At 63.3% G+C, this 22,717-nt stretch carries 26 protein-coding genes and 3 pseudogenes; 14 read left to right on the top strand and 15 right to left on the bottom strand.

The window, feature by feature from the left end; all coding sequences use genetic code 11:
* Positions 1-12: 12 nt before the first annotated feature.
* Entirely contained in the window at positions 13-1,170 is a 1,158-nt protein-coding gene (locus tag NKH17_RS29690; protein WP_352901608.1) for a sulfite oxidase, read from the top strand.
* A gap of 340 nt (positions 1,171-1,510) precedes the next feature.
* Here NKH17_RS29690 and NKH17_RS29685 read toward each other — a convergent pair whose 3' ends face one another.
* On the bottom strand, positions 1,511-2,422 hold the full coding sequence (locus tag NKH17_RS29685; protein WP_352803406.1) for a sigma-70 family RNA polymerase sigma factor: 912 nt from the start codon (positions 2,420-2,422) through the stop codon (positions 1,511-1,513).
* Positions 2,423-2,430: 8 nt separating this feature from the next.
* Positions 2,431-2,742 (bottom strand): hypothetical protein, encoded by a 312-nt coding sequence (locus tag NKH17_RS29680; RefSeq protein ID WP_352475576.1) that lies wholly within the window; start codon positions 2,740-2,742, stop codon positions 2,431-2,433.
* A gap of 144 nt (positions 2,743-2,886) precedes the next feature.
* On the opposite strand from NKH17_RS29680, the gene NKH17_RS29675 reads away from it, so the two are divergent.
* On the top strand, positions 2,887-3,252 hold the full coding sequence (locus NKH17_RS29675) for a VOC family protein (RefSeq protein WP_254819689.1): 366 nt from the start codon (positions 2,887-2,889) through the stop codon (positions 3,250-3,252).
* 231 nt (positions 3,253-3,483) lie between these two features.
* Positions 3,484-3,708: a hypothetical protein gene (locus tag NKH17_RS29670; protein ID WP_254819690.1), complete on the top strand. Its 225-nt coding sequence runs from the start codon at positions 3,484-3,486 to the stop codon at positions 3,706-3,708.
* A 23-nt stretch (positions 3,709-3,731) separates the two neighbouring features.
* Here the strand turns inward: NKH17_RS29670 and NKH17_RS29665 are convergent, their stop codons facing one another.
* From NKH17_RS29665 to NKH17_RS29630, 8 genes and pseudogenes are all read right to left on the bottom strand, one after another.
* Complete coding sequence (locus NKH17_RS29665; RefSeq protein ID WP_352901612.1) at positions 3,732-4,955, bottom strand: MFS transporter; 1,224 nt, start codon at positions 4,953-4,955, stop codon at positions 3,732-3,734.
* A complete protein-coding gene (locus NKH17_RS29660; protein WP_352901614.1) occupies positions 4,952-6,334 on the bottom strand; it encodes an NAD(P)-binding domain-containing protein in 1,383 nt (460 codons plus the stop codon). Before NKH17_RS29660 ends, NKH17_RS29665 begins: the two co-directional genes overlap by 4 nt.
* 44 nt (positions 6,335-6,378) lie before the next feature.
* Positions 6,379-6,711 carry an ArsR/SmtB family transcription factor gene (locus NKH17_RS29655; protein ID WP_352649596.1) on the bottom strand — a complete coding sequence of 111 codons (333 nt, stop codon included), beginning with the start codon at positions 6,709-6,711 and terminating at the stop codon, positions 6,379-6,381.
* A 69-nt stretch (positions 6,712-6,780) separates the two neighbouring features.
* The gene (arsC, locus tag NKH17_RS29650; RefSeq protein WP_352475579.1) at positions 6,781-7,203 is read right to left on the bottom strand and encodes an arsenate reductase (glutaredoxin); all 423 of its coding nucleotides are present in this window, start codon (positions 7,201-7,203) and stop codon (positions 6,781-6,783) included.
* On the bottom strand, positions 7,200-7,886 hold the full coding sequence (locus NKH17_RS29645) for an aquaporin (RefSeq protein WP_352901617.1): 687 nt from the start codon (positions 7,884-7,886) through the stop codon (positions 7,200-7,202). Before NKH17_RS29645 ends, arsC begins: the two co-directional genes overlap by 4 nt.
* Positions 7,887-7,891: 5 nt before the next feature.
* Positions 7,892-8,398 (bottom strand): annotated as a pseudogene (locus NKH17_RS29640) (arsenate reductase ArsC).
* Positions 8,399-8,413: 15 nt separating this feature from the next.
* A complete protein-coding gene (locus tag NKH17_RS29635) occupies positions 8,414-8,746 on the bottom strand; it encodes an ArsR/SmtB family transcription factor (protein WP_352475581.1) in 333 nt (110 codons plus the stop codon).
* Positions 8,747-8,814: 68 nt separating this feature from the next.
* Positions 8,815-9,438, bottom strand: a complete 624-nt coding sequence (locus tag NKH17_RS29630) for an NAD(P)H-dependent oxidoreductase (protein WP_502910639.1) — start codon at positions 9,436-9,438, stop codon at positions 8,815-8,817.
* Here NKH17_RS29630 and NKH17_RS29625 point away from each other — a divergent pair.
* Together NKH17_RS29625 and NKH17_RS29620 are read left to right on the top strand one after the other, a co-directional pair.
* Positions 9,343-10,248 (top strand): annotated as a pseudogene (locus NKH17_RS29625) (SDR family oxidoreductase); the annotation flags it as partial. The gene NKH17_RS29630 and the pseudogene NKH17_RS29625 overlap by 96 nt on opposite strands.
* A gap of 49 nt (positions 10,249-10,297) precedes the next feature.
* Positions 10,298-10,504, top strand: a complete 207-nt coding sequence (locus NKH17_RS29620; protein ID WP_352901652.1) for a Rossmann-fold NAD(P)-binding domain-containing protein — start codon at positions 10,298-10,300, stop codon at positions 10,502-10,504.
* A 44-nt stretch (positions 10,505-10,548) separates the two neighbouring features.
* Here NKH17_RS29620 and NKH17_RS29615 read toward each other — a convergent pair whose 3' ends face one another.
* Entirely contained in the window at positions 10,549-11,139 is a 591-nt protein-coding gene (locus NKH17_RS29615; protein ID WP_352475584.1) for a DUF922 domain-containing Zn-dependent protease, read from the bottom strand.
* Positions 11,140-11,473: 334 nt separating this feature from the next.
* Complete coding sequence (locus tag NKH17_RS29610; protein ID WP_352799256.1) at positions 11,474-11,899, bottom strand: MerR family transcriptional regulator; 426 nt, start codon at positions 11,897-11,899, stop codon at positions 11,474-11,476.
* Between the two features lie 63 nt (positions 11,900-11,962).
* Between NKH17_RS29610 and NKH17_RS29605 the strand changes: the two genes are divergently transcribed.
* Positions 11,963-12,709, top strand: a complete 747-nt coding sequence (locus NKH17_RS29605) for a cation efflux transmembrane domain-containing protein (RefSeq protein WP_352901624.1) — start codon at positions 11,963-11,965, stop codon at positions 12,707-12,709.
* Between the two features lie 126 nt (positions 12,710-12,835).
* Here NKH17_RS29605 and NKH17_RS29600 read toward each other — a convergent pair.
* Positions 12,836-13,003 (bottom strand): annotated as a pseudogene (locus tag NKH17_RS29600) (integrase); the annotation flags it as partial.
* 325 nt (positions 13,004-13,328) lie between these two features.
* Between NKH17_RS29600 and NKH17_RS29595 the strand changes: the two are divergent.
* The gene (locus tag NKH17_RS29595) at positions 13,329-13,976 is read left to right on the top strand and encodes a peroxiredoxin-like family protein (RefSeq protein ID WP_352901630.1); all 648 of its coding nucleotides are present in this window, start codon (positions 13,329-13,331) and stop codon (positions 13,974-13,976) included.
* Between the two features lie 405 nt (positions 13,977-14,381).
* Here the strand turns inward: NKH17_RS29595 and NKH17_RS29590 are convergent, their stop codons facing one another.
* Positions 14,382-14,690: a hypothetical protein gene (locus NKH17_RS29590; RefSeq protein WP_352901633.1), complete on the bottom strand. Its 309-nt coding sequence runs from the start codon at positions 14,688-14,690 to the stop codon at positions 14,382-14,384.
* Between the two features lie 131 nt (positions 14,691-14,821).
* On the opposite strand from NKH17_RS29590, the gene NKH17_RS29585 reads away from it, so the two are divergent.
* From NKH17_RS29585 to NKH17_RS29560, 6 genes are all read left to right on the top strand, one after another.
* On the top strand, positions 14,822-16,261 hold the full coding sequence (locus NKH17_RS29585) for a LuxR C-terminal-related transcriptional regulator (protein WP_352901635.1): 1,440 nt from the start codon (positions 14,822-14,824) through the stop codon (positions 16,259-16,261).
* Positions 16,262-16,354: 93 nt separating this feature from the next.
* On the top strand, positions 16,355-17,119 hold the full coding sequence (locus NKH17_RS29580; RefSeq protein ID WP_352901636.1) for a pseudouridine synthase: 765 nt from the start codon (positions 16,355-16,357) through the stop codon (positions 17,117-17,119).
* Between the two features lie 154 nt (positions 17,120-17,273).
* Positions 17,274-17,621 (top strand): antitoxin Xre/MbcA/ParS toxin-binding domain-containing protein, encoded by a 348-nt coding sequence (locus NKH17_RS29575; protein ID WP_254819704.1) that lies wholly within the window; start codon positions 17,274-17,276, stop codon positions 17,619-17,621.
* A gap of 96 nt (positions 17,622-17,717) precedes the next feature.
* Positions 17,718-18,176, top strand: coding sequence for an RES family NAD+ phosphorylase (locus NKH17_RS29570; RefSeq protein WP_352901649.1), 459 nt, complete (start codon positions 17,718-17,720; stop codon positions 18,174-18,176).
* A gap of 151 nt (positions 18,177-18,327) precedes the next feature.
* Positions 18,328-19,719: an NfeD family protein gene (locus tag NKH17_RS29565; protein WP_352901638.1), complete on the top strand. Its 1,392-nt coding sequence runs from the start codon at positions 18,328-18,330 to the stop codon at positions 19,717-19,719.
* Positions 19,716-20,483 carry a slipin family protein gene (locus NKH17_RS29560; RefSeq protein ID WP_352705623.1) on the top strand — a complete coding sequence of 256 codons (768 nt, stop codon included), beginning with the start codon at positions 19,716-19,718 and terminating at the stop codon, positions 20,481-20,483. Before NKH17_RS29565 ends, NKH17_RS29560 begins: the two co-directional genes overlap by 4 nt.
* 39 nt (positions 20,484-20,522) lie before the next feature.
* Here NKH17_RS29560 and NKH17_RS29555 read toward each other — a convergent pair whose 3' ends face one another.
* Entirely contained in the window at positions 20,523-21,452 is a 930-nt protein-coding gene (locus NKH17_RS29555) for a LysR family transcriptional regulator (protein ID WP_352901641.1), read from the bottom strand.
* Between the two features lie 105 nt (positions 21,453-21,557).
* On the opposite strand from NKH17_RS29555, the gene NKH17_RS29550 reads away from it, so the two are divergent.
* A complete protein-coding gene (locus NKH17_RS29550; protein ID WP_352901644.1) occupies positions 21,558-22,568 on the top strand; it encodes a zinc-dependent alcohol dehydrogenase family protein in 1,011 nt (336 codons plus the stop codon).
* Positions 22,569-22,717: the final 149 nt, after the last annotated feature.

Raw genomic sequence — 22,717 nt, 5'->3', positions numbered from 1 at the left:
GAGGTAAACAACATGCCTGATTTTCAGCGCAGAGAACTTCTTGTTCAAGGAAGCGCGGCTCTTGCCGCAATTGCTGCTCTCTATACCTCGCGTAGCGCTTACGCTTTTCCAACACGGCCGAGCGAGGAAGTTATTCCATGGCTGGATCAGCCGACCGAAAATCCCGATCCGGTAGGTATCCGGAAGCAGCTTGTCTGGGAGGATTTGGATAGCTGGATAACGCCAAACGACAAGTTCTTCAGCATCTCGCATTTCAACCGACCAACGATCGACGAGAAGACATGGTCGATGGAGATCGGAGGCTTGGTCAAGAAGCCCTTAAAATTGACGCTCGCCGACATCAGGGCACGACCGCGGCAGGAGGTCGTTTTCACAGTGGAATGCTCGGGCAACCACGGGTTTCCCTTTTTCACCGGCGGCATCGGCAATGCCCGCTGGGCTGGGACGCCGCTCGCCCCGATCCTCGAGGAAGCCGGCGTTCTGGAGAAGGGCATCGAGGTCGTCTTTTTCGGTACTGACATAGGCGAGGTCGCAATACGCGACGTCAAGATGCAGCAGAACTTCGCCCGCAGCATGTCGCTCGCCGACGCGATGAACCCCGATAATCTCCTCTGCTATGAAATGAATGGAGCCGTCTTGCCGGCGCCCAATGGCTTCCCGGTACGGCTCATTGCGCCAGGCTGGTACGGGATCGCCAACGTCAAGTGGCTGAAGCGCATCGAGGTTCGCGATACGCGGTTCATGAGCCTTCTGATGGCCCGTGACTATGTCACCATCCGGGAGGAGGACCACAACGGCGAGACCGTATGGGCCGAGACGTCAGTCGGGCGAGCGCTGATAAAGTCCGCGCCTGCGAAGGTTACCCGGAAAGAGTCGGATTACCGCATCGTTGGAGCAGCCTGGGGGGCGCCGATCGACCGGGTCGAAGTGCAAATCGACCAGGGGCCTTGGGCACCAGCGACCATTGACCACAGTGAGGAGGCAGAACACGCCTGGAAAATTTGGTCCCTGGCTTGGGCAAATCCCTCTCCTGGAGAACACACGGTGACCTCGCGCGCGGTCAGCACCACGGGACAAATTCAACCGGCGATGGACGATCCCTTGATTGCCAAGAAACACACATACTGGGAGAGCAATGGCCAGGTGACGCGCCGCGTGCGTATCGGCTAGAGCATTTTGCAGCCAAATGGAATCATTTGGCGTCCGCATAAATGCGGCAAAACAGATAGTTAGAGCGAGTTACCGGTTCCAGGGGAGCCGGAACCGCTCTAAGAACTTGCTGCCATGTGGCAATTGCGTTTGGGTCAACCAGGAAGAGGCTGCCTGATCCGAAAGCTGGCGCCGCTCTATATCGAGCATGACGGCTGTGGGCCGTAGATCCTCTTCGCGACGATACCGCTCCCCGAAATCGGAAGCGGACCCCTTCAGCTTGGTGGCCGAGGCGATGGCAGACTTGTTCGGTGGCGCAACCTTGGCCACGTCGCCTCCGCGCGCCATCTCGGCAAGCCCCTCACCGCTCTATCGTACTGATCTCCGCATCGGGCAAGCACCAGGGTGCGTAGCGGAAATCGCGGATCTGGACGACCTGCTCGTCTCGCCATTCGACCAGCATGAAGCCGCGCACGGCGCCGTCCGGGTCCCCAGGGTTGCGGATGAGAATCGCCGGCCGGCCGTCGACAAAGCCCAGCGACAGCGCCCAATCGGTCGCGCGGTCGTAATTGCCGAAATAAGTCGACACTTCGGCCTTGCCGCGCAGGCGGACGCGGTTGACGACATCGAGCCGGACGTCCTCGGCGATCAGAGCCCTGACCGCGTCGAAGTCGCGCGCGTTGAACAGGTCGACATAGCGCCGCAGCCGGCGCTCGTCATCGGCGTCGAGCCTCGGCGCGAGCGCCTGCTCGGGCTGCAGCGCCAGCAGCTTGAGTTGCGCCCGCCCGCGATGCAGCGCGGCCTTGGTGGCGGCGAGCGTCGCGCCGGTGACTTCGCAGGTCTCGTGCAGGCTGAGGCCGAGCACGTCGACCAGGATCACGGCGCTGCGCTGCGGCACCGAAAGCTGCATGAAGGAGCGCAGGCCGGTCTGGGCGGCGAGCCGGCTGTCGGCGCTACCGGAGGGGTCCTCGATGACGCTCATGTCGGCCTCGGTCATGCGCGACCTTTCCCGATTGCGCCGCCGCAGATGATCCTGCGCGGCATTGTGGGCGATGCGAAACAGCCATTGCTCCGGCCGTTCGACCATCGCGCCGCCGTCGATCGCCTGTAGCGCCTTGATCAGCACCTCCTGGACGATATCCTCGCCGTCGATCACCGAGCCGGCCATGCGCGCGCAGTAACGATGCAGCCTTGGCCGCAACCCGACGAGCATCGCCTCCAAAGTCGCCCTGTTCATTTTCGGCGTAGCGTCCCATTTCTGCGCGAGCGGCATGGCAGGCGCTACCCGGCTTTTTGATCCGCCAGCATACGGTAGTTGCCGATGACTTTGACAGGCGATCGCATTGCCGGGGTGGAGCGGCGCTGGGCGTGGTTTTCCGTAAACGCCTTGAAGGCCGCAAGCCCGGTCAGCGTCGACGAATCGCCGTCCTGACCGACGATGTGGACGAACGAACCATCGTCCAGCTCGAGCACGAGATAGCGCACCGTCGGCGGTGCCGCCTCGCCCAGCGCTTCGAACACTTTTTCGACCAGCGCGCGGTTATTGTCCAGGTCGGCTTGGTTCACACCATATCGAATGAGCGCATAGTTCATCGTCGTCTCCTGACTGGTTGGTATGAACGAAGGACGACCGGCCGCGCCGAAAAGATTCTCACTACCGAAGAATCTTTTCGGTTGCCCGCATGGTCTTTTCCGCGTGGGCGGCTGCGCGGCAGCCATCAAGCAGGAGAGACGATCATGCATATCCAGTTTGCCGAGCTTCCAGTGTTCGACCAGGACCGTGCCAAGGCGTTCTACACCAGGCATCTCGCCTGTCAGGTGCTGGCCGACCAGAAGATGGGCGATGGCGGCTGGCGCTGGATCGAGCTGGCGTTTCCGCATGCCGTGACGAACCTGCATTTCATCAGGCGCGCCGACGACACCCCCGCCGCGGAGCCGGTATTGGTGCTGGTCGACGAAAATGTCGGAGCAATGACCGCGGCGTTGAAAGCGGGCGGCGTCGAGATCGTCACCGAACCTCATGAGGCGCCGTGGCAGCCGGGCCGCACGGTGGCGGAGTTTCGCGACAGCGAAGGCAACCGCATGGTCCTCGCCAGCCGATAAGCCTCCGGAACCCTCTGTCTGGCGGGGCGTCGTACCTAAGTCCTACCTCCGGCCGGACCATCGGCCGTGCTTCCTTCGCATTATTATTTCGTGACCTCTGCGCGCCGGAACCTTCCCTTGCATCGGGCGTTCGGGCGCTGTATTCGCGATGCCTCATATTTAGGCAGGCGGAGGAAATGCGAATAAGGGCGGGTGGCAAAACAAACATGGGCCGGGGAGGAGCATCTTACCATGTCGAACCGTAAAATCGGAATGTCCCACAGTTTGGGGCTGCGCGTTGCTGACCTCAAAGCCAGAATGCGAAGCGCCCAGATCACCGAGCACGAGATGAAGACGTTTCAGAAAGTTGCCGCCATCATGGGAGGCGCCGAAGGCTCCCTGCGGCTGGATGCCGACGATCTGATCGCCGCATCCTTCCTTGCCGACCCCTTAGAAGATCTCCCGCTACCCAGGTGAAGGGGGTGAACGCTGGTCAAATCCTATCGGGATTGAACCTGCGATTCCCGCCGGCGGAGCATCCGCCAGCCCAAGCCGCATGCCAGGAGGACGTTGGCCAGCGCCAGACCGGAAAGCGCGGCCAACGTCCCATGCGGGCCGAAGCGCTCCAGCAGCAATGCGCCGGCCGAGGGTGCCGCCGCCTGGGCGATCAGGCTCGGCATGGCGAGGCGACCCATTAGTCTCGCATAGCCGTTCGAGCCGAACAGCGCGAGCGGCAGCGTTCCCCGTGCGATGGATTCGAGGCCGATGCCCGCGCCATAGAAACCGAGCGCCACCGGGATGATTGGCATGCCGGCCCAGAGCGCCGAAACGCCGATCGCCTCAAAGGCAACTGAGGCGAACTTGGTCAGGATCGGATGGTGGTAGCGCGCAATCATCATCTCGATCGCGCGCGCCGCCACCTGGGACGGGCCGACCAGAGCGCCGAGCCCGACGGCTGCGGCCAGCGCCATGCCGCTGCCCTGCAGGATGGTGAGCAGATGCACCGACAGCGTCGAGGAGATTACCGCCGCAAGCGTGAGGGTCGCGGCCAGAACGATCATGATCGACGGATCCATATTGTTTTCCAGGACCGGTGCCGCCTCCTTCAATTCTGGTTTGACTGCCGGTTGCGGCGCCGCGCGGGGCAGGATCACCAGATAGAGCGGAAGCGCAATTGCCAGCTGAAAGGCGGCGTAAACCAGGCAGGTGCCGCGCCAGCCGACCTCCCCCAGCAGCAAGGCTGAGATCGGCCAGCAGATCGTGCTCGCAAGACCGCCGAACAGCGTCAGCGCGGTGATTGCGGAGCGCGCGCCGTGGCCGTAGTGGCGGCCAAGCGTGGCGAAAGCGGCATCGTAGAGCCCCGCACCCATGCCCAGTCCGATGATCAGCCAGGCAGCGATATAGGCCGCAAGGTTGGGAGCAAGGGCTAGCCCGATCTGGCCGACCCCGATGCATCCGGCGCTGAATGCCAGGACGTTGCGGCCGCCATGCCGCTCGATCGATGAACCGACGCGCGGAGAGATCAATCCCGCCATGAGCAAGCCGAGAGACAGCCCGCCGACAACCCATGCCAGCGGCCAGCCGGTATCGGAGGAGACCGCCGGTGCAATGACCGCGGGAAGATAGTAGGACGATCCCCACGCCATGATCTGCGTCAGGCCAAGCGTGGTTATGATCGCGCCGCGGCTGCGCAGGATGGCCGTCGAAGGCGGCGAAAGGCTCATGCGGCGACGCTGCAGCCGCAACCGCTTTTGCCGATCGCCTTTGCGTCGACATCGGCGACACAGCAGGCATCCGAAGCGGCGGGCGCCGGACCGCCGCAGCACCCCTTATCGGCAGTACCGATCGTCGGCACGGTGCAGACGCCGGTCTCCGGCAGCACGAGCTGGACATTGTCGGCCGCCACCATGTCTCCGGCGATCGCCGCCGCGACCGAGCGGACCTGCTCATAGCCGGTCAGCAGCAGGAAGGTCGGCGCGCGGCCATAGCTCTTGATGCCGACCGTATAGAACCCTTGCTCTGGATGGCTGAGCTCGCGGTGGCCGTGCGGCGGCACGTCGCCGCAGGAGTGCTCGTTGGGATCGATCAGCGGCCCCAGTGCCTTGACGCTTTCCAGCCACGGATCGAGCTCGAGCCGAAGCTCGCGCGTCAGCGACAGATCCGGGCGTTGTCCGGTCGCGGCGATGATGCGGTCGACCGGGCCAAGCGCCTGCAAACCGTCCCTGGTCTGGCCTTCGACGACCAGCCGTCCGTCGGCATCGCGGATCGAAACAGCCGCAAAGCCCGTCACCAGCCTGACGCCGCCGCTCTCGGCGAGTTCGCGCACTTCGGCGCCGAGTTCGCCGCGTGCCGGCAATTGGTCGGCATCGCCGCCGCCATAGATGCGCACCAGATCGGTGCCGCGCGTTGTCCAGATGAAAGCCGTGCCGGCCTCCACATTTGCCAGGCTGGCGAGATCCAGCACCGCATTGGCGGCGGAATGGCCGGAGCCGGCGACCAGCGTCGTCTTCCCCGCATAAAGGCTGCGGTCGCGGCCGAGAATATCGGGTATGCCGTAGGCGATGCGGTCGGCAAATTCGGCTTCGCCTTCTGCAGGAATTCCGCCGGCGCCGAGCGGGTTCGGCATCTGCCAGGTTCCCGACGCATCGATGACGGCGCGGGCGCTGTCGCGCCTGGTGCCGGTGGAGGTTTCGACTACCAGCATGAATGGCCGGTTTTCGCGTTCCTTGCTCAGCACCTTGTCGGCGCCCCAGCGCGAAATGCCGACGACGCGGGCGCCGGTTTCGATCGACGGCGACAATTGCGGAAGCTTTGCAAGCGGCTCGAGATAGTCCGCGACGAGGTCGTCCGCGGTCGGGAATGCCTCGGGCTCGGACATCCGCCAGCCATGCGCCTCGAGCAGGTCTCTGGCCGCCTGATCGACGCAATAGCGCCAGGGCGTGAACACCCGGACATGGCCCCAATCCCTGAGATTGGATGCAACCGCATTGCCGGCTTCATAGACTTTGACAGGAATGCCCTGCGCGATGAGGTGGACCGCTGCCGCCAGACCGACCGGCCCGGCGCCGATCACCGCCACAGGGAGTTTTTCGATCGTATCCATATCTTCCGTCCTTCCGGTAATTTCGAATTATAATGCCAAAAAAATCATGCCGCCGTTTTGGCGACCGCTTCCGCCGATGCCGGCGCACAGGTGCCGTCGGCGCAGCATTCGTCCGCGAGGTATCCGATGAGCCCGTTCATGGCGGGATAGTTGGCCCGGCAGATCAGCGTGGTCGCCTGGCGCTCCTGCGTTACCAGGCCGGTGTCGACCAGCCGCTTGAGGTGATGCGACAGCGTCGAGGCGGCGATGCCGAGCCTGTCCTGGATGCGCCCAACCGGCAGCCCCTCATCGCCGGCTCGCACCAGCGTCCGATAGAGCTGCAACCGCGTCGGGCTGCCGAGGGCTTCAAGTTGCGCGGCTGCTTTTTCGAGCTTCATGGAAATAAGCTATTTCCAGAATCGCTGCACGTCAAGAGAACTTCGACAAAGATCGAAATAAGACGATATCTAGCCGACGCGCTTACCGCTGGCGTCGATGACGGCCTCGCCGTCCTCCTTGGTGAACGGGCCGATATCCGGATTGGGCAGGATATCGAGCACCGCTTCGGAGGGTCGGGCGAGCATGGTGCCGAGCGGCGTCACCACGATAGGCCGGTTGATCAGGATCGGATGCGCCAGCATGAAATCGAGGATCTCGTCGTCGCTCCACTTGGGGTCGCCCAGGCCGAGTTCGCCATAGGGCGTGCCCTTCTCTCGTAGCAATTGGCGCGGCGTCATGCCCATCGCCGCGATCAGCTCGACGAGTTTTTGCCGCGATGGCGGGTTCTTCAGATATTCGATCACCTCCGGCTCCTCGCCGGACTGCCTGATCATGGCCAGCGTGTTGCGCGAGGTGCCGCAATCGGGGTTGTGGTAGATGGTGATGGTCATTGCGCAGCTTTCATCTGTCCGACTGGTTTCGGTTGGGCGAGCAGCCACCCTGCCAATGCCATGGCCAGCAACGCGCCCAAAAGCTCGGCGGCGATGAAGCCCGCCAGATCGGCGGGGCGGATCCCGGCAAACGTGTTGGAGAACGCACGGGCGATGGCGACGGCCGGATTGGCGAAGGATGTCGACGCGGTGAACCAATAGGCGGCGGTGATATAGAGCCCGACCAGCCAGGGGATCGAATCCGGATGTGAGCGCAGGCCGGCGAGGATGGTGAAGACCAGCCCGAAGGCGGCAACCAGCTCCGCAATCCACTGCCCGCTTCCTGTCCGCACCGTCGCCGACACTTGCAGGATCGGCAGTTCGAACATCGCGTGCGCGAGCAACGTTCCGGCGATGCCGCCGGCAATCTGGGCGGCGACATAAGCAAGCGCTGCGTTCGTTTCGATTTCGCGTCGAAGCGCAAATACCAGCGTCACGGCCGGGTTGAAGTGCGCTCCGGATATCGGCCCGAATATGGTGATGAGCACGACCAGGATCGCCCCGGTCGGCAAGGTGTTGCCGAGCAGGGAGACGGCGACATCATTGCTCAGCCTGTCAGCCATGATGCCGGAACCGACCACGGTGGCGACCAGCAGAGCTGTGCCGAGGGCTTCGGCGGCAAGGCGGCGGGAAAGATTGGCCATGATGCTCAGCCGGCCTTCGGCAGATTGCGGCCGATTTCATCGAGGCGCTTCTGCAGCGCAAGTCTGTCGACCGCATTGATCGGCAGGCTGACAAAGATCGAAATCCGGTTGTTGAGCATGCGGTACGCTTCGGCGAAGGCGAGATGCCTTTCCGCCTCGGTGCCTTCGACGGCTGCAGGATCAGGTACGCCCCAATGCGCCGTCATCGGTTGCCCTGGCCAGACAGGGCAGGATTCGTTGGCGGCATTGTCGCAGACCGTGACGACGAAGTTCATCTCCGGGGCTCCGGGCACGGCAAACTCTTGCCAGTCCTTCGAACGGGCAAAGGACGTATCCTAGTTGAGGCTTTTTAAAAGCTGGAGGGCATAGGGATGAACCTCTCCCTTCGGATGCGATCCAGCCGAATAGGCCTTGAACTTGCCGGCGCCGACGCGGTTCAGGATCGCCTGGGCGAGGATCGATCTTGCCGAATTGCCGGTGCAGAGAAAAAGAACATTGTACGGCTCGCTCATGGCGTACCCTCCCTTCTAGCAGTTGCAGGTCACGGCCTGGATGACCGGCTGGCAAAGTTCCGGCGCGCCATTGCAGCAATCCTCCATGAGGTAGGCCAGCAGATCGCGAAAGCCGGTCATATCGGCGAAGTAGCGCACGCTGCGGCCCTCTCGTTCGGTCCGCACCAGGCCGGCATGCGACAGGATCTTGAGATGGGCCGACATCGTATTCGGCAACGCGGCGAGCCGTGAGGCGATCTCGCCCGCAGCTACGCCCTCGGCGCCGGCCCGCACCAAAAGGCGAAAAACGTCCAGCCGGGTCTCCTGGCCGAGCGCGGCAAGTGCCGAAAGGGCGAGCGTCTTGTCCATATTTCCAGATTTCCAGAAATGAAGAATAGAGTCAACGCGCCTCTGCCGGTGACGGCTCGCCTAGCTTATCAGCCAGGCACTGTGGCGGCGACCGCATCAGCGCGACCAAGGCTTGCGACCGTTTTTCTGACCCGCTGCAGATGCGCCTGGCGTCCGGCGGCCGAGACGCTGTCCATCCGGTAGAGCGCCAGGAATTTGGTCCGGCACAGCGGATGGCAGACGGAGCGGAAGCCGCGCAGCAGGGTTCGCCGGCCGGGCTGCCCCATGATCCACGACATCAGCGGCGTGGCACCGCATGTGGTCATCGCCATCACCCGGCGTATGTGCCGCAATTTGGGCCGCGGACCGCGTCGTGCGGTCGGCATCTCGAAAGCGAAGCCCGGCACCAGCACGCGCTCCAGCCAGCCTTTCAGCATCGCCGGCACGCCATACCACCAGGTCGGGTAAATGAAGACGACCGCCTCCGCCCAGAGCAGCTCCTGCGCATGTTCGTGCACGGGTTGCAGGTTCGCCGCCTTGTCGTGGTAGCCGCGCCACTCCTGCGTGCGCATGACTGGATCGAAGCCGGTCGCATAGAGGTCGAGCAGGTGGACCTGATGGCCGCTTTCGGCAAGCGTCTCCAGCACCATATCGCGGACGGCGCCATTGAAGCTGTCCGTGCAGGGATGGCAATAGACGACGAGGACCTTCATCTTGCGCTCAGCCCGGTCGGTCACGAGAGGATCGCGGTGGTGCCTGCAGGCGCGTCGCATGCAAAACAAGCCACCCGCAGACATAGTCGATCAGCTGTTTTCATGCGAAGCCCCGCAGCCCGTATCAAGACGCAACAGCTCCAGTCACGTCAAGGCCCGCTCGTTCGCTCAAAGAAAATTGCGCAGACATGGGCTTGCCGGAGGGCGCTGTCCCGGCCCTTCTGTCCCGGAAGCCGTCCGGTCCTTCAGTCGCCCATAAGCATTGCTTTCAGAGCATCCGCACCTAGCTTCAGGGCGTATCCGAAACCTCGGGAGAAAAAGATGCAGACAGGAAAACTGAGCGGCAAGATCGCCTTGGTGACTGGTGCCTCCTCAGGCATCGGCGAGGCCACCGCCTTGGCGCTGGCGGCCGAGGGCGCCACGCCGGTGATTGCTGCGCGGCGCACCGAGCGCCTGGACAGTCTGGCGAGGCGGATCCGTGAGACCGGCAGTGCGGCGCTGCCGATTGTCGTCGACGTCACCGACGAAACGCAAGCCACAGCGATGGTCGAACGCGTCCTGCAGGAGTACGGCCGGCTCGACATTCTGCTTGCGGTTGCAGGCGTCGGCGTCGCCGCGCCGTTCCGCAACACGAAGCCGGAAGAGTACCGCCGGATGGTCGACGTCAACATTCTCGGGCTGCTTTATCCGATCCATGCGGCACTGCCCTCGATGCAGCGGCAAGGCGCCGGCCACATCGTCGTCGTCTCGTCCGGCACCGGCCGTTATATCCACCCTTCGGTGGTCTATTCCGGCACCAAGCACGCGGTGAGCGCGATGGCGGAATCGCTGCGCCGCGAGATCGGCAAGGACGGTATCCGTGTCACCTGTACTCGAGCCCGGCGCCGTCAAGACCGAGTTCACCCAGAATATGCGCGCCGATGTGCGCCAAGCGGTCGAGCAAAGGCTGGGCGACATGGAGCAGCTGGAAAGCGAGGACATCGCCGCCGCCATCTTGTACGCGGTGACCCAGCCGCCACGGGTCAACGTCAACATCCTGACCCTCTATCCGACCGAGCAGGCGTGAGGCCCGCAAAGGTGGTACCCTGCCGCCCCCGCAGCCCCGCAGCATCATCCGCCGGTCATCAGCGCGAACACAAGCTGCCGCAGCTTGCCGCCCGGGCCGAATTCGACCCGGTCGAAATCGCGGCTCGCCTGCCGCTGTGCCTGCGAAATTCCGGCGAGACGTCTCGTCACTTCGGTCCTGATCTTGCTGCAGCCGCGGTCATCGGCGACGGTCAGGCCGATGGTGGCCGCCTCGATCTTATGCACCATGTCGATGATGCTGGCGCCATGCACCTTCTCGTGGGCGGCAAGGCCGGCTGAGAAGATCTCCCAGTTCTTCTGGATTGCGCCCGGCAGCCGCGCGGCCGGCTTCGGCAAGGTGTAGGTGATGATCAGCTTCGGTCGCGCCGACACCAGTACGCAGGCGTCGCCTTGCGGCTGGTAGTCCCTCACCCAGGTCAGCTTGAAATTGGTATGCGCGATAACGCGGCGCTCGCCGAGCAGCGGCCCGCGCCCGCCGATCGAGGCGTAGAGCTCCGGGCCGGACTGCCCCGAGATGGCGTAGGTCTCGACCTTCTCGACCGCCTGCCAGCCGGCATGCGCCAGCGATGTCGGCAGACAGGCGAGCAGCAGGCAAAGGCGAACGGCTGTTTTCATGCAAGTCCTCGCAGCCGCCGTGATCGATGCAAGTGGCGAGCAGTTCCCTTCCGTGGACACAGCCGGCAGCCGGCTATGCTGGGATGCTCGTATACAAGAATCCACAGGCAATGCCATGTAGCCGCGACCGAACATCGCCCGGCAACGCCCTGCCCCCCGGACCCAGCCTCCCGGCGTCAGCCTGTGCCGCGCGCTGTCCAAGCTTGGCCTGTGCTCGCGCAAGTCGGAGTGCGTTATCGCTTCTACTGACACCTGAATGCTTCGAGTCGGGGTTGACATTCTGTGAAGGTGCGCCGGTTGCCGCCGCCCGCGAACGCTGCCATCACCTCTCCGATCAACTTGCCGCCAACTTCCCATGCGCATGCGTTCGGTCGGCGAGCGTTTCGATCACGCGACACTCGCCGACCCGCCCGCAGGCGCATTCCTCGACCATCTTCCGCAGTTCCCTGCGCAGAGCGGTGAGACTGGCGATGCGCTTCTCCACCTCGACCAGCCGCGCCTTCGCGATCTCGTCGGCGCGGGCGCATGATTGATCCGGATCGTCCTGCAACGAAAGCAGCGTACGGATCGCATCAACCTCGAAGCCGAGTTCTCGCGCGTGCCGGATGAAGGCAAGCCGCGCTACTGCCCTCCTTCCATAGCGTCGCTGCTTTCCTTCGGTTCGACCCGTTTCGGGCAACAGGCCAATTTGCTCGTAGTAGCGGATCGTCGGTATTTTCACCTCCGCGCGACGAGACAATTCACCGATCGACAAATCCATAAAAAGCCTCTTGAACCTCTAGCCACTAGAGATCCTACAGTGTCTTCACTGAGGAGTCACCCCATGTCTGAAGCTTGCTGCGATCATAAAACCAAAAGCTGTGCGGGACCGCCGCCGCTGGTTCTGCCGGCGAAGCTGCACGGTCATTCGCATGATCGTGCAGCGGAAGCCTCATGCTGTTCGGACGGCGTGCTGGTCTTTGACGGCATGAACCCGCGCTACAAGCGTGTGCTGTGGAAGGTCATCGCTATTAATGCGGCCATGTTCCTGACCGAAATGACTGCCGGCTCACTTGCCGGTTCTCAGGCGCTGAAGGCCGACGCGCTGGATTTCCTCGCCGACACCCTCACCTATGGGCTGAGCCTCGCGGTCATCGGCGCGAGCTCGAGGACGCGCGCAACGGCTGCGCTGCTCAAGGGTCTGTCGCTCAGCCTGATGGCGCTTTGGGTTTCCGGCTCGACCGTCTATCAGACGCTGATCCTCGGCGTACCCAGCGCGGAAGTCATGGGCATCATCGGCTTTCTGGCCCTTGCCGCCAATCTTGCTTCCGTTGGTTTTCTGATGCCCTACAAGGATGGTGACGCGAATGTCCGCTCGGTTTGGCTGTGCTCGCGCAACGACGCGATCGGCAATATGGTGGTGATGGCCGCAGCTCTCGGCGTTTGGAGTACGTCAAGCGCATGGCCGGATCTGGCCGTCGCCGCACTTATGGCCGGTATCTTTCTAACCTCATCGGTGCAAATCCTGCGGCAGGCCTGGAGCGAATACCGCGAAGGCGCACCAGACCGAACGACTGTGCCTGCCGCATGATCTGTCGGTTATGTGGGCAAGAGCGGATGTCCAGGATCCCCGTCTCGTTGTCTGTAATCGGGTCACGGAGCGACGCTTTGTGAAAGCGCCGCTCCCTGTCTTCTGCACGATCACGGCCTAATCACCCACGCTGCCGGAAAGGGCGACGTCTCCGACGGTGATCGTGACCAGGTCGCAACCCCGCAGCTTGCTGTCGATCGCAAGATCGAACAGCGCAAGATCGCGTTCCGCATCTGATACCGACTTGCGCCGCGTCCGATGAAGTGGATCACGCAATGCGCGCGGTCGTGCCATTCGTTGCGCTTCTAAAAGCGTAAGGGCTCAAGTCGACCAAGGACGCCCATCTGGAGGATAAATCGACTTCGCCGCTGGGTCGCCCCCCCACGGATGAGGGGACCCACTGTTCCGCGGCGCTCGAGACGGCTCGCGAAACGGGCGACCCGCAGATGAATTTTTCGTGTTATAATGCGCTTGCAACGCGCGAAATCTCGACCTCGGCAATATGGCAGAGGTCGAAAGTTATTGCCTCGGCACAGGAAGCTTTCGCCTCAGCACTTGATCGCCTCCGAAACGCTGGGTGTGCTGCTTTCCCTGACTGACCCGGGCGAGGAGGTTGTTCGTGTCTACGAGCAGTAGTATCGACCGCCCGCTGCAGCCGGGCGACCAGGCACCGAATGTTGTGCTCAATGCGATCTCACGCGAAGGCAAGATCGCGCTCGATGATTTTCGAGGCCGTAGCCCGTTGTTGATCGGTTTGTTCCGAGGCCTGCACTGTCCGTTCTGCCGGCGCCATGTCGCGGCGATGGCGCAACTTAAGCCGGCCCTGCGTGAGCAAGGCGTCGAATGCCTGGCGGTGGTCAATACGCCAGTCGAGCGGGCGCGGCTCTATTTCCGTTACCACCCGGCACCCGATCTTCTCGCTGCATCCGACCCGGAGCGGGCCTCGCACCGTGCCTTCGGCTTGCGCGAGGTCGGGATGGAAACGGTCATGGCGATACCGTTCCATCTCCCGGGCGAGTTGCCCGAGCCTATGGACGTCATGGCAATGAATGAATTTCTTAACAAGAAGGAAGGTTATGAGATTACGGAAGTCGATCAGCAGGCGATGGCTTCCAGCCAGGCGCAGCTTGTCGGTCAGTTCCTAATCGACCGGGCGGGCATCGTACGCTGGAACTTCACTGAAGTTCTGGAGGATGGCCTCAACACCTTCAGAGCGCCGAATCCAGAGGAATTGATGTCGGCAGCTTCCGAAGTTGCACATACTTAGGCTGCGGAACCAGGCTGCTGAAAGCTCGCTCGACGAGCACCGAACTGTGGTGATTTTGGATTCAACCATCATCGAGATGCTCAGGCGTGGAGGGCTAACGGCCGGCTGGCGTGCCGTCCAAGTGGTACAGCGCGTGGTCCAGGCGGAGTGGCGCGTGGTCGTCTTCGATCCCCATCAAATCCCCCGCATGAGTTAGGACGTCCCGTGGGCACTGGGATGGTTTGCTGCCCGGGTGTGTACCCGGCACGTTTACCTGAGGTGTCGCCCGGTGTCGGGCGGCAGCATCGGGAAGGTTCCTGGGCGCGTTGAAAGCGCACGGCGCTGAGCGGATCAAGATGGATCCGGCGCGGTCTTCTGCTCAACATTGCCGAAAGCTTGCGCCGCAAAGGGGCGGATCGCTGGTTGCTAGCGGGCGGCGAGCTTGTCGGACCGTTTGCAATACAGGCGGACGCCGACGGGCACGATCTCATAGCCGGCGTTGTTCAACTGGAGCTTCATCTCCTCGAAATGCCGCCTTGAGCCGCTGACGATCGATTCAGGCGTGTAGTCCCAGCCGTTGCGGGCGGCATTGGCCAGGATGTCGGCGTAGAGTCGCATGCTCGTGATTTTCACATCCGATTCCAGCACCTGCCTGCATCCTTTTGCGAACGACGGCGACGGGGCCGCCGAAAAACTCAAAATCGTGCATGCAATAACGACCGAAACGGTACGCATGGAAGCCCTCCCCTGACTACAGCTGTTGCTGCGGGCGACCTTGCAGTTTGTGCGTCAGCGGCGGCATCGGGCAGATGCAGTATTCGACCCCCTGCATTTGTAGTATTCTTCCGCTGGGGACGGGTTCCAGCATGATGCTCAACGACGCTTCGAAAGTGCAGGCGCTCGACGCCTTGTCGGGTCGCGAGCGCGCGGTTGCGGAAAAATTCGCGTCCGGTATGACTTACCGTGAAATCGGCAAGGCGCTTTTCATTGCCCCGACCACAGTTCGCACTCACCTTGCGAGCATCTACGAAAAGCTCGGCGTACGGACGAAGATCGGGCTTGCGACCTACTTTAGCGGTATCCCGCGCGCGTCGCAGGAAGCGCTTTTGCCTTTGTCCGAAGCCCCGCCAGCGCTTGCCATATTCCCGATTGAATGCCTCAATTCCGAAGAGCGATGGCGTCGCTTTGCCGATGGCCTGTCGTCGGACATCACCATCGACCTGGCGCGCTACGCAGGCCTGCCTGTCATAGCCTTTCACACGATGAAATCACTGGGCAGCAAGCCGGCCGATTTTGCCGCGGACGGTAAGACGCTCGGCGTCACCTATATAGTTTCGGGCCGGTTGCGCGCCGACGACCAGAGGGTTCGCTTGACGATAGAGCTTGCCGATGCTCGTAACGGCGTCAGCCTGTGGAGGGAGCGCTACGACCGGCCTGTCGAGGACATTTTCGAGCTGCAGGACAGCCTGACCGAAAGCATCATCAATATGTTGGCCGGCAGTTACGGAACCCTCGCCACCGTCGGCCGCAATGCGGTTCGCCGCAAGCCGCCGGCCAGCCTGCGCGCCTATGATTGCTATTTGCTCGGTGTAGAACAGCACACGACGTTCAGCCGCGCCGGCAATGCGGCGGCGATCCGTCTGTTTTTACGAGCGCTGGAGCTTGACCCCACTTTCGCCAACTGCTGGGCCGAACTCGCCTATGCCTATTCGATCGAGGCCTGCAACGGCTTTGGCGACGACGTGCTGACCTCGATCGAGAACTGGCGGACGGCGGCCGAAAACGCACTGCGCCTCGACCCGACGGACAGTTGCGCCCACGCGTGCCTTGGCAACCTCAGAGCATGCCTTGGCGATCTCGAAGGAGCGGAGCGCGCCCACCGGCGCGCTCTCGAATACGGCTTCAATCATGCCGGCATATTGCCGCTACTTGCCGGCAGCAAGGCGCTTGTCGTTGGCGACCCGGCCGAGGCAATTCCGCTCATCGAGCGTGCGATGCGGCTTAACCCACTGGCCCCGCCCTGGTATTTCGGCATGCAGGGCCGCATTCTGTTCGCCGCCGGCAGACACCGGCAAGCCATTGCAGCGCTCCGCCGGAGTTCGCCGGAGTCGCCGGACGTGCTGATGTTTCTGGCGCTCGCGCATGCGGCCACGGGTGAGGCCGGCGAAGCGGCCAGGTTTGCCGCCCGTTTGAAAGCCGAATTCCCCGAATTTTCGGTCGAACGCTTCATCACTGCCTATCCCGTGACCAATCCGGATGCCGTGCTGGCCATACGCGACGCCGCAAGGCTGGCAAGGCTCATCTAACAGGGCCGCATGCATCCGAGGCGACATTCCAGTTCTTGCGTGGACACAGTCGGCAGCCGGTTATACTGGAAACGCGTAACGAGAACCAACGCCATGTCGCCGCGACCGATCATTGCCCGGCAGCGCCCTGCCCCCGGGACCCAACCTCCCGGCGTCAGCCTCTGTCGCGCGTTGTCGAAGCTTGGCCTGTGCTCGCGCAAGCAGGCCGAGCTTCTGGTTGCCGAGGGCCGCGTGCGGGTCGCCGGCAAGATCGTGCGCAACGGCTCGATGCGCGTCGATCCAGGCCGCGACCGCATCGAGGTCGACGGCCGCCGCGTCGCCGCCGAGCGCAAGGTCTATCTGATGCTCAACAAGCCGCGTGGGCTGGTCACCACCCGTGTCGACCCGCAGGACCGCGGCACCGTCTATGATTGCCTGGCCGGGCTCGACCTGCCTTTCGTCTCGCCCGTCGGCCGCCTCGACAAGGCCAGCGAAGGCCTGCTGTTGATGACCAACGACACGCGCCTCGCGCAGCGCCTGCTCGACCCCGCCTCGCATGTCGCCAAGACCTATCACGTGCAGATCGGCGCCCTGCCCGACGAGGCCATCCTGGCGCGGTTGCGCGCCGGCGCGACAGTCGACGGCGAATTGCTGACGGCCCGCTCGATCGAGCTGCTGCGCGGCGGCACCAGCACCGCCTGGCTGGAAATCGTGCTCGACGAGGGCCGCAACCGCCATATCCGCCGGCTGCTCGCCGCCCACAACGTCGAGGTACTGCGCCTGGTACGGATCGCGATCGGATATCTGCAACTCGGCGACCTTGCCAAGGGCAAGGTACGCCATCTGACTGCCGAAGAGCTGGCGCTGCTTCGGGCCTGAGCGACCAGGCACTGGAGACCCCCCGAACCGAAGCGGCAATTGACATTTGCATGTCTGTTTCATATTTTCCATTTGTGAAACTGAAATGCGCCGATGCAGCCCAGTGTCAGCTGACACGCATGGGCGAAGCTGGCTTGGAGGCCGGAGAGAAAACATGGCTACGGCGTTGCGGGCGGTTCCCAGATTCCTGGACGAATTGGGCACGTTTGGCGGTCTCAAGGGAACCGATATTGCAAACATCACCGATGTGTCCAAGGCCACGGTTTCGAGGTGGAAAGCCGGCGACATCAAGCCCCAGCCGCGCAGCGAGCTCATTCTATCGGACCTGCACTACATCGTCGGCCGACTGCAGGAATTCTACGAGCCAAGCGATATCCGCACCTGGCTTTACGCTCGCCACCCGCAATTGAACGGTGAAAGGGCGATAGATCTCATTCACGACGACCGTGCTCTCGACGTGCTCAAAGTCATCGATCGGCTTGAGAACGAGGTCTTTCTCTAGTTGGCGATCGCCGGGCGGAAACGACGCGATAGCCGGCTCATCGACGCTGTCGAGGCAATAGTTCCGGTCGAATACTCCGGAACGGTTTGGCGTGTCGTGCGCCAGGGCCGCAGCCCGATCCAATGCTCGAGCTCCGGTGGCCGTTGGGACGATGGAACATTCGACGTGCTCTACACCTCGCAAGAGCGCGAAGGTGCCTTGAGCGAGATGAGATTCCACCTGACGCGGGGGCAGCCAGTGGTCCCTTCACGTGTCAGATACAATCTCTTCGAGATCGATCTTTCTTTGGACCGGACGCTCAGCTTGCTCGACATGGCCGCCTTGCAGACCCTTGGCCTCGACACCTCGCGCTACGGCCAGCTTTCGTATCAGGAAAAGCACGCCGAATATCCGAGGTCGCAAGACATCGGCGAGGCCGCATATTTCCTCGATTATGACGGTCTGATCGTACCCAGCGCGCGATATGACTGCCTGAACGTCGTCGCGTTTTGTGATCGGCTGCCGGCCGGAGCGATAACGACAAGGACCGATCGCGGGGAAATCGACTGGACTTAGCGGCGGCCCCGCCGCCGTCGGGTGCGGCGCCGACCTCGTCTATATGGTGCAACATGCCGTCGGGTCTGCACAGCCGCGGGACGTCACCCGCCGCGAAGCGTCATGGATTTCGGCAAAATCCAGCCCATATCCTAGGTGTGGAGCTTTGAGCGTGAAACTCGCGCGTGCGGTCCTGCTTGCCGCGGCTTTCGTGGCTGTTGCGGCCGTTTGTCCCTCTTCCGCAACCGGAGAGGCGAATGGCCGGGAGAAAATTGCGTTGCGCGTCGAGATCGACGGCGCCATCGGTCCGGCGAGTGCCAGGCAGCTCGAGGAAGCGCTGGCGGTGGCCGCGGACCGAAACGTCGAGGCTCTCATCCTGCAGATGGACACGCCCGGCGGGCTGGTCACCAGCATGCGCGAGATGATCGCCGGCATTCTCGCCTCGCCGGTTCCAGTCATTGGCTATGTGGCGCCCGCCGGCGGGCATGCGGCGAGCGCCGGAACCTATATCCTCTACGCCACCCATCTGGCGGCGATGGCGCCCGGCACCAATCTGGGCGCGGCAACGCCGATCGAGATGGGCGGGCCGCTGCCATCGTTTCCCGGTGGCAAGAACGATGGCCCCGAGGGGGACAAGGACAAGAAGAACGCCCCCGCGGGCGATGCGATGATCGCCAAGGCGACGAACGATGCCGTTGCCCTGATCCGCAGCCTGGCTGAATTGCGCGGGCGCAATGCCGAATGGGGAGAAAAGGCCGTGCGCGAGGCGGCCAGCCTGTCGGCCGGCGCGGCGCTGCAGCAGCATGTCATCGACTTCGTCGCCCGCGACACCACCGAGCTGCTTCAACTGGCCGACGGCCGGACCGTCGAGGTCGCCGGCAAAAAAGAGGCATTGGCGACCAAAGGGCTGCCGGTTGAAACGCTTGAGCCAGGCTGGCTCATCCGGCTTCTCGCCGTCATCACGGACCCCAACATCGCCGTCATCCTGATGCTGGTCGGCGTCTATGGCCTCGTCTTCGAGTTCACGAGCCCGGGCGCGGTCGCGCCCGGCGTGATCGGCACGATTTGCCTGCTGCTCGGGCTCTATGCGCTCAATCTCCTGCCGATCAGCTATGCCGGCCTGGCCTTGATGCTGCTTGGCATCATCTTCCTGGTCGTCGAAGCCTTGAACCCGACTGTGGTCCTTGGGCTGGGAGGCGTGGCTGCGTTTCTGCTGGGCGCAGCCATGCTGCTCAGGATCGAGGGGCCCGGCTTCGAGATGTCGTGGGCCGTTATTGGCACCGCCGCCGTCCTGACGCTCGGCCTGGCACTGTTGACCGGCAGCTATCTGTGGGCGGTCCGCAAGAACGTTCCGCGTGTTGGGGCACAGGCCATGCAGGGTCTGCCGGCGGAGGTCCTCGACTGGCAGGGCAGCGAGGGCCACGTGCTCGCCCGGGGCGAGCGCTGGCGGGCAAAAGCCGACGAACCGCTTGCAGTGGGCGACAGCGTCGAGGTGGCCGATGTCAGAGATCTTGTGCTGACGATACGGCGCCGCAATGTGAGAAGCGATGGAGCAAGGCAATGATCATCGGTTATGTGGCCTATCTGGCAGCAGCACTCGTCGTGGTCATGTTCCTATCCGCGGCCATTCGCATCCTGCGGGAATATGAGCGCGGCGTGGTCTTCACGCTCGGCCGCTTCACCGGGGTCAAGGGCCCCGGCCTTATCATCCTCATCCCCTTCGTGCAGCAGATGGTGAAGGTCGACCTGCGAGTGGTGGTCCAGGATGTGCCGCCGCAGGACGTGATCTCGCGCGACAACGTCTCGGTGAAGGTGAACGCGGTGCTGTATTTTCGTATCGTCGACGCTGAGCGGGCGGTGATCCAGGTCGAAGACTTCATGACCGCCACCAACCAGCTGGCACAGACGACGTTGCGCTCGGTGCTCGGCAAGCATGAGCTTGATGAAATGCTGGCCGAACGTGACAAGCTCAACAGCGACATCCAGGAGATCCTCGATCAGCGAACCGATGCCTGGGGCATCAAGGTCTCCGATGTCGAGATCAAGCATGTCGACCTCAACGAGAATATGGTCCGCGCCATCGCCAAGCAGGCCGAGGCCGAACGGCTGCGGCGTGCCAAAGTGATCAATGCCGACGGCGAACAGCAGGCGGCGGCAAAACTCGTCGAGGCCGGCAAGATGCTGGCCGAGACACCGCAGGCCATGCAGCTGCGCTATTTCGAGGCTCTCCATGACATCGCCGGTGAGCGCTCGTCGACGGTCGTGTTTCCGGTGCCGATGGATCTGCTCGGTCATTTCATCAAGCAGGGTGGAGGCGGAGGCGGCTGAGCGCGTAATCTCCCGCCTCGAGGAGGGAGATCAGCACCCTCACCTCCGCCACGGCGGGACCGGCGCAAAGCGTTTGCCGATCCAGTCGGCGAAGGCACGTGTCTTGGCGGCTTGCCCCTTGGCCGAAGGCATGACGACATAGACGGCGCCCTCATCGGCAAGCGTCCAGTCCTCCAGCACTGGCACCAGCCGGCCGTCGGCGAGCTCGCGTCCGACCAGCCAATCCGTGCTCATCATCAGCCCGACGCCTTGCACGGCGGCTTCGACCAGCACCTCGGCATCATCGGTGACCAGCGGCCCGGAAACCTCGATACTGACGCGCCGGCCCGAACTGTCGGTCATCTCCCAGGCCGGAAAGGTCTGGAAGCCTGAGAAGCCGAGACAGCTGTGTTCCAGCAGCGCTTCAGGTTCGGTCGGCGTGCCCCGGCGGACGAGGTAGGACGGTGCGGCGCACAGCAGCCGCCGCCGTGTCGCGACCTTGCGCGCCACCAGCCGCGAATCCTCCAGTGCGCCGAGACGCACGGCGACATCGAAATTCTCGGCGACGAGATCGACGAAGCGGTTGGAGAACTCGGCCTCGATACGAACGTCGGGAAATTCGGCGAGAAACTGCGGCAGCAGCGGGGCGATCCACATGCGCCCGAACGAGCCGGGCAGAGCCAGCCGCAGCACGCCGCGCGGCCCGCCGCCGGCATGCGCCGACGCGGCAGCCTCGGCTTCGTCGACCGCGGCCAGGATGGCGCGGACACGGACGAGAAATTCCGAACCCGCCTCGGTCAGCGACACGCTTCGCGTCGTCCGGTGCAGCAGGCGCACGCCTAACCGCTCTTCCAGCGAGGCAAGGCGCCGCGACAGGATCGTCGCGTCGCGGCCGATGCGAGCCGCCGCCTTGGTGAAGGAGCGTGCTTCGGCGATTGCCGCGAAGGCGGCCATTTCGGCCAATGCTGCCGGTTCTTGCGATTGCTGCATCACGCGCAGAGCTCAAATGTAAAAGCCAAGGATTATATACCAATAGCGCAGCAGCTAGTTTCACTCAATCCCGGCCAGTCAATCGGCCATCAACCGGAGTGAGACATGAAAGCGATCGAACTGACTGCCCCGAGACTGGACGCGTTTCGCGCGGCCACCGTTCCCACGCCTGAACCGCAGCGCGGCGAAGTGCTGATCCGCCTGCGCGCCGCAAGCCTCAATTTTGTCGATGTCGCGATAGCGAGCGGCAACTATCCAGGTCCGAGCTTTCCGCTCATTCCCGTCGTCGACGGCGCCGGCGAGATCGTCGGCATCGGCGAGGGCGTGTCGAGGGTCGCCATCAACGACCGCGTCATCGCCCACGCAAAACCGCGCTGGATCGGCGGCCGTCCCCGGCCTTACGAGACCAGAGAGATGCGCGGCCTGACGCTGCCCGGCTCGCTCGCCGAGTATGTCGCGCTGCCGGCCAATGCCGTCGTGCCGATGCCGGCGCATCTTTCCTTCGAAGCGGCAGCGACGCTGCCGATCGCCGGCACCACCGCGTGGAATGCGCTTCGCGCCGCCGATGCCGGGCCGGGGTCGGTCGTCGTCCTGCTCGGTACCGGCGGTGTCTCGATCCTGACCCTGCAGTTGGCCAAGGCAGCCGGCGCGACGGTCATCATCACCTCGTCGTCGGACGAAAAGCTGGCCCGCGCCAAGGCTTTGGGTGCTGATCACCTCATCAATTATCGTCAGACGCCGGACTGGGACACCAAGGTGCTCGAGTTGACCGACGACCTCGGTGCCGATCTGATCGTCGAAACCGGCGGCTCGGCCACCTTCGCCCGCTCCATCAATGCCGCGGCGCCTGGCGGCACGGTGTTCGCCATCGGCTTCGTCACCGGCGCCGAGGCCACCACGAACCTGCTGCCTATCATCATCAAGGCACTTAAGGTGGTGGGCAACAACACCGGTTCGGTATCCGACCTGCGCGACGCGGCGCGCGCCATCGGCGCCGCCCATATCGATCCGGTCATCGACACTGTCTACAGCCAGCACCAGGCGACCGAGGCCTACGCCCATATGGCAGCTGGCGGCCGGCATTTCGGCAAGCTTGCGTTCAGCCTGTCGTGGTGAGCCTGGAGAAGGCGCCGTCGCTGAAGCTGCCGATCTCCCCCCTCGTGGTCAGGGGAATCGCATATGGCGATTTTGGGGTTGAGTTTAGGCTGAGAAAGGATTCTTTGGAGAGGCAGTTGAGCGAAGGAGCGACTGCCATTTCCTGCCTT

It is taken from the genome of Mesorhizobium sp. M1334, from assembly GCF_040317995.1.
In the GTDB taxonomy this organism is placed as follows: Bacteria; Pseudomonadota; Alphaproteobacteria; order Rhizobiales; family Rhizobiaceae; genus Mesorhizobium.
This window is presented reverse-complemented; position numbering and strand designations above follow the sequence as displayed.

Coding starts and splice junctions, on each gene's coding strand:
- NKH17_RS29690 (WP_352901608.1), top strand. CDS start 13: ATGCCTGATTTTCAGCGCAGAGAACTTCTTGTTCAAGGAAGCGCGGCT.
- NKH17_RS29685 (WP_352803406.1), bottom strand. CDS start 2,422: ATGCCGCTCGCGCAGAAATGGGACGCTACGCCGAAAATGAACAGGGCG.
- NKH17_RS29680 (WP_352475576.1), bottom strand. CDS start 2,742: ATGAACTATGCGCTCATTCGATATGGTGTGAACCAAGCCGACCTGGAC.
- NKH17_RS29675 (WP_254819689.1), top strand. CDS start 2,887: ATGCATATCCAGTTTGCCGAGCTTCCAGTGTTCGACCAGGACCGTGCC.
- NKH17_RS29670 (WP_254819690.1), top strand. CDS start 3,484: ATGTCGAACCGTAAAATCGGAATGTCCCACAGTTTGGGGCTGCGCGTT.
- NKH17_RS29665 (WP_352901612.1), bottom strand. CDS start 4,955: ATGAGCCTTTCGCCGCCTTCGACGGCCATCCTGCGCAGCCGCGGCGCG.
- NKH17_RS29660 (WP_352901614.1), bottom strand. CDS start 6,334: ATGGATACGATCGAAAAACTCCCTGTGGCGGTGATCGGCGCCGGGCCG.
- NKH17_RS29655 (WP_352649596.1), bottom strand. CDS start 6,711: ATGAAGCTCGAAAAAGCAGCCGCGCAACTTGAAGCCCTCGGCAGCCCG.
- arsC (WP_352475579.1), bottom strand. CDS start 7,203: ATGACCATCACCATCTACCACAACCCCGATTGCGGCACCTCGCGCAAC.
- NKH17_RS29645 (WP_352901617.1), bottom strand. CDS start 7,886: ATGGCCAATCTTTCCCGCCGCCTTGCCGCCGAAGCCCTCGGCACAGCT.
- NKH17_RS29635 (WP_352475581.1), bottom strand. CDS start 8,746: ATGGACAAGACGCTCGCCCTTTCGGCACTTGCCGCGCTCGGCCAGGAG.
- NKH17_RS29630 (WP_502910639.1), bottom strand. CDS start 9,438: ATGAAGGTCCTCGTCGTCTATTGCCATCCCTGCACGGACAGCTTCAAT.
- NKH17_RS29615 (WP_352475584.1), bottom strand. CDS start 11,139: ATGAAAACAGCCGTTCGCCTTTGCCTGCTGCTCGCCTGTCTGCCGACA.
- NKH17_RS29610 (WP_352799256.1), bottom strand. CDS start 11,899: ATGGATTTGTCGATCGGTGAATTGTCTCGTCGCGCGGAGGTGAAAATA.
- NKH17_RS29605 (WP_352901624.1), top strand. CDS start 11,963: ATGTCTGAAGCTTGCTGCGATCATAAAACCAAAAGCTGTGCGGGACCG.
- NKH17_RS29590 (WP_352901633.1), bottom strand. CDS start 14,690: ATGCGTACCGTTTCGGTCGTTATTGCATGCACGATTTTGAGTTTTTCG.
- NKH17_RS29585 (WP_352901635.1), top strand. CDS start 14,822: ATGATGCTCAACGACGCTTCGAAAGTGCAGGCGCTCGACGCCTTGTCG.
- NKH17_RS29580 (WP_352901636.1), top strand. CDS start 16,355: ATGTCGCCGCGACCGATCATTGCCCGGCAGCGCCCTGCCCCCGGGACC.
- NKH17_RS29575 (WP_254819704.1), top strand. CDS start 17,274: ATGGCTACGGCGTTGCGGGCGGTTCCCAGATTCCTGGACGAATTGGGC.
- NKH17_RS29560 (WP_352705623.1), top strand. CDS start 19,716: ATGATCATCGGTTATGTGGCCTATCTGGCAGCAGCACTCGTCGTGGTC.
- NKH17_RS29555 (WP_352901641.1), bottom strand. CDS start 21,452: ATGCAGCAATCGCAAGAACCGGCAGCATTGGCCGAAATGGCCGCCTTC.
- NKH17_RS29550 (WP_352901644.1), top strand. CDS start 21,558: ATGAAAGCGATCGAACTGACTGCCCCGAGACTGGACGCGTTTCGCGCG.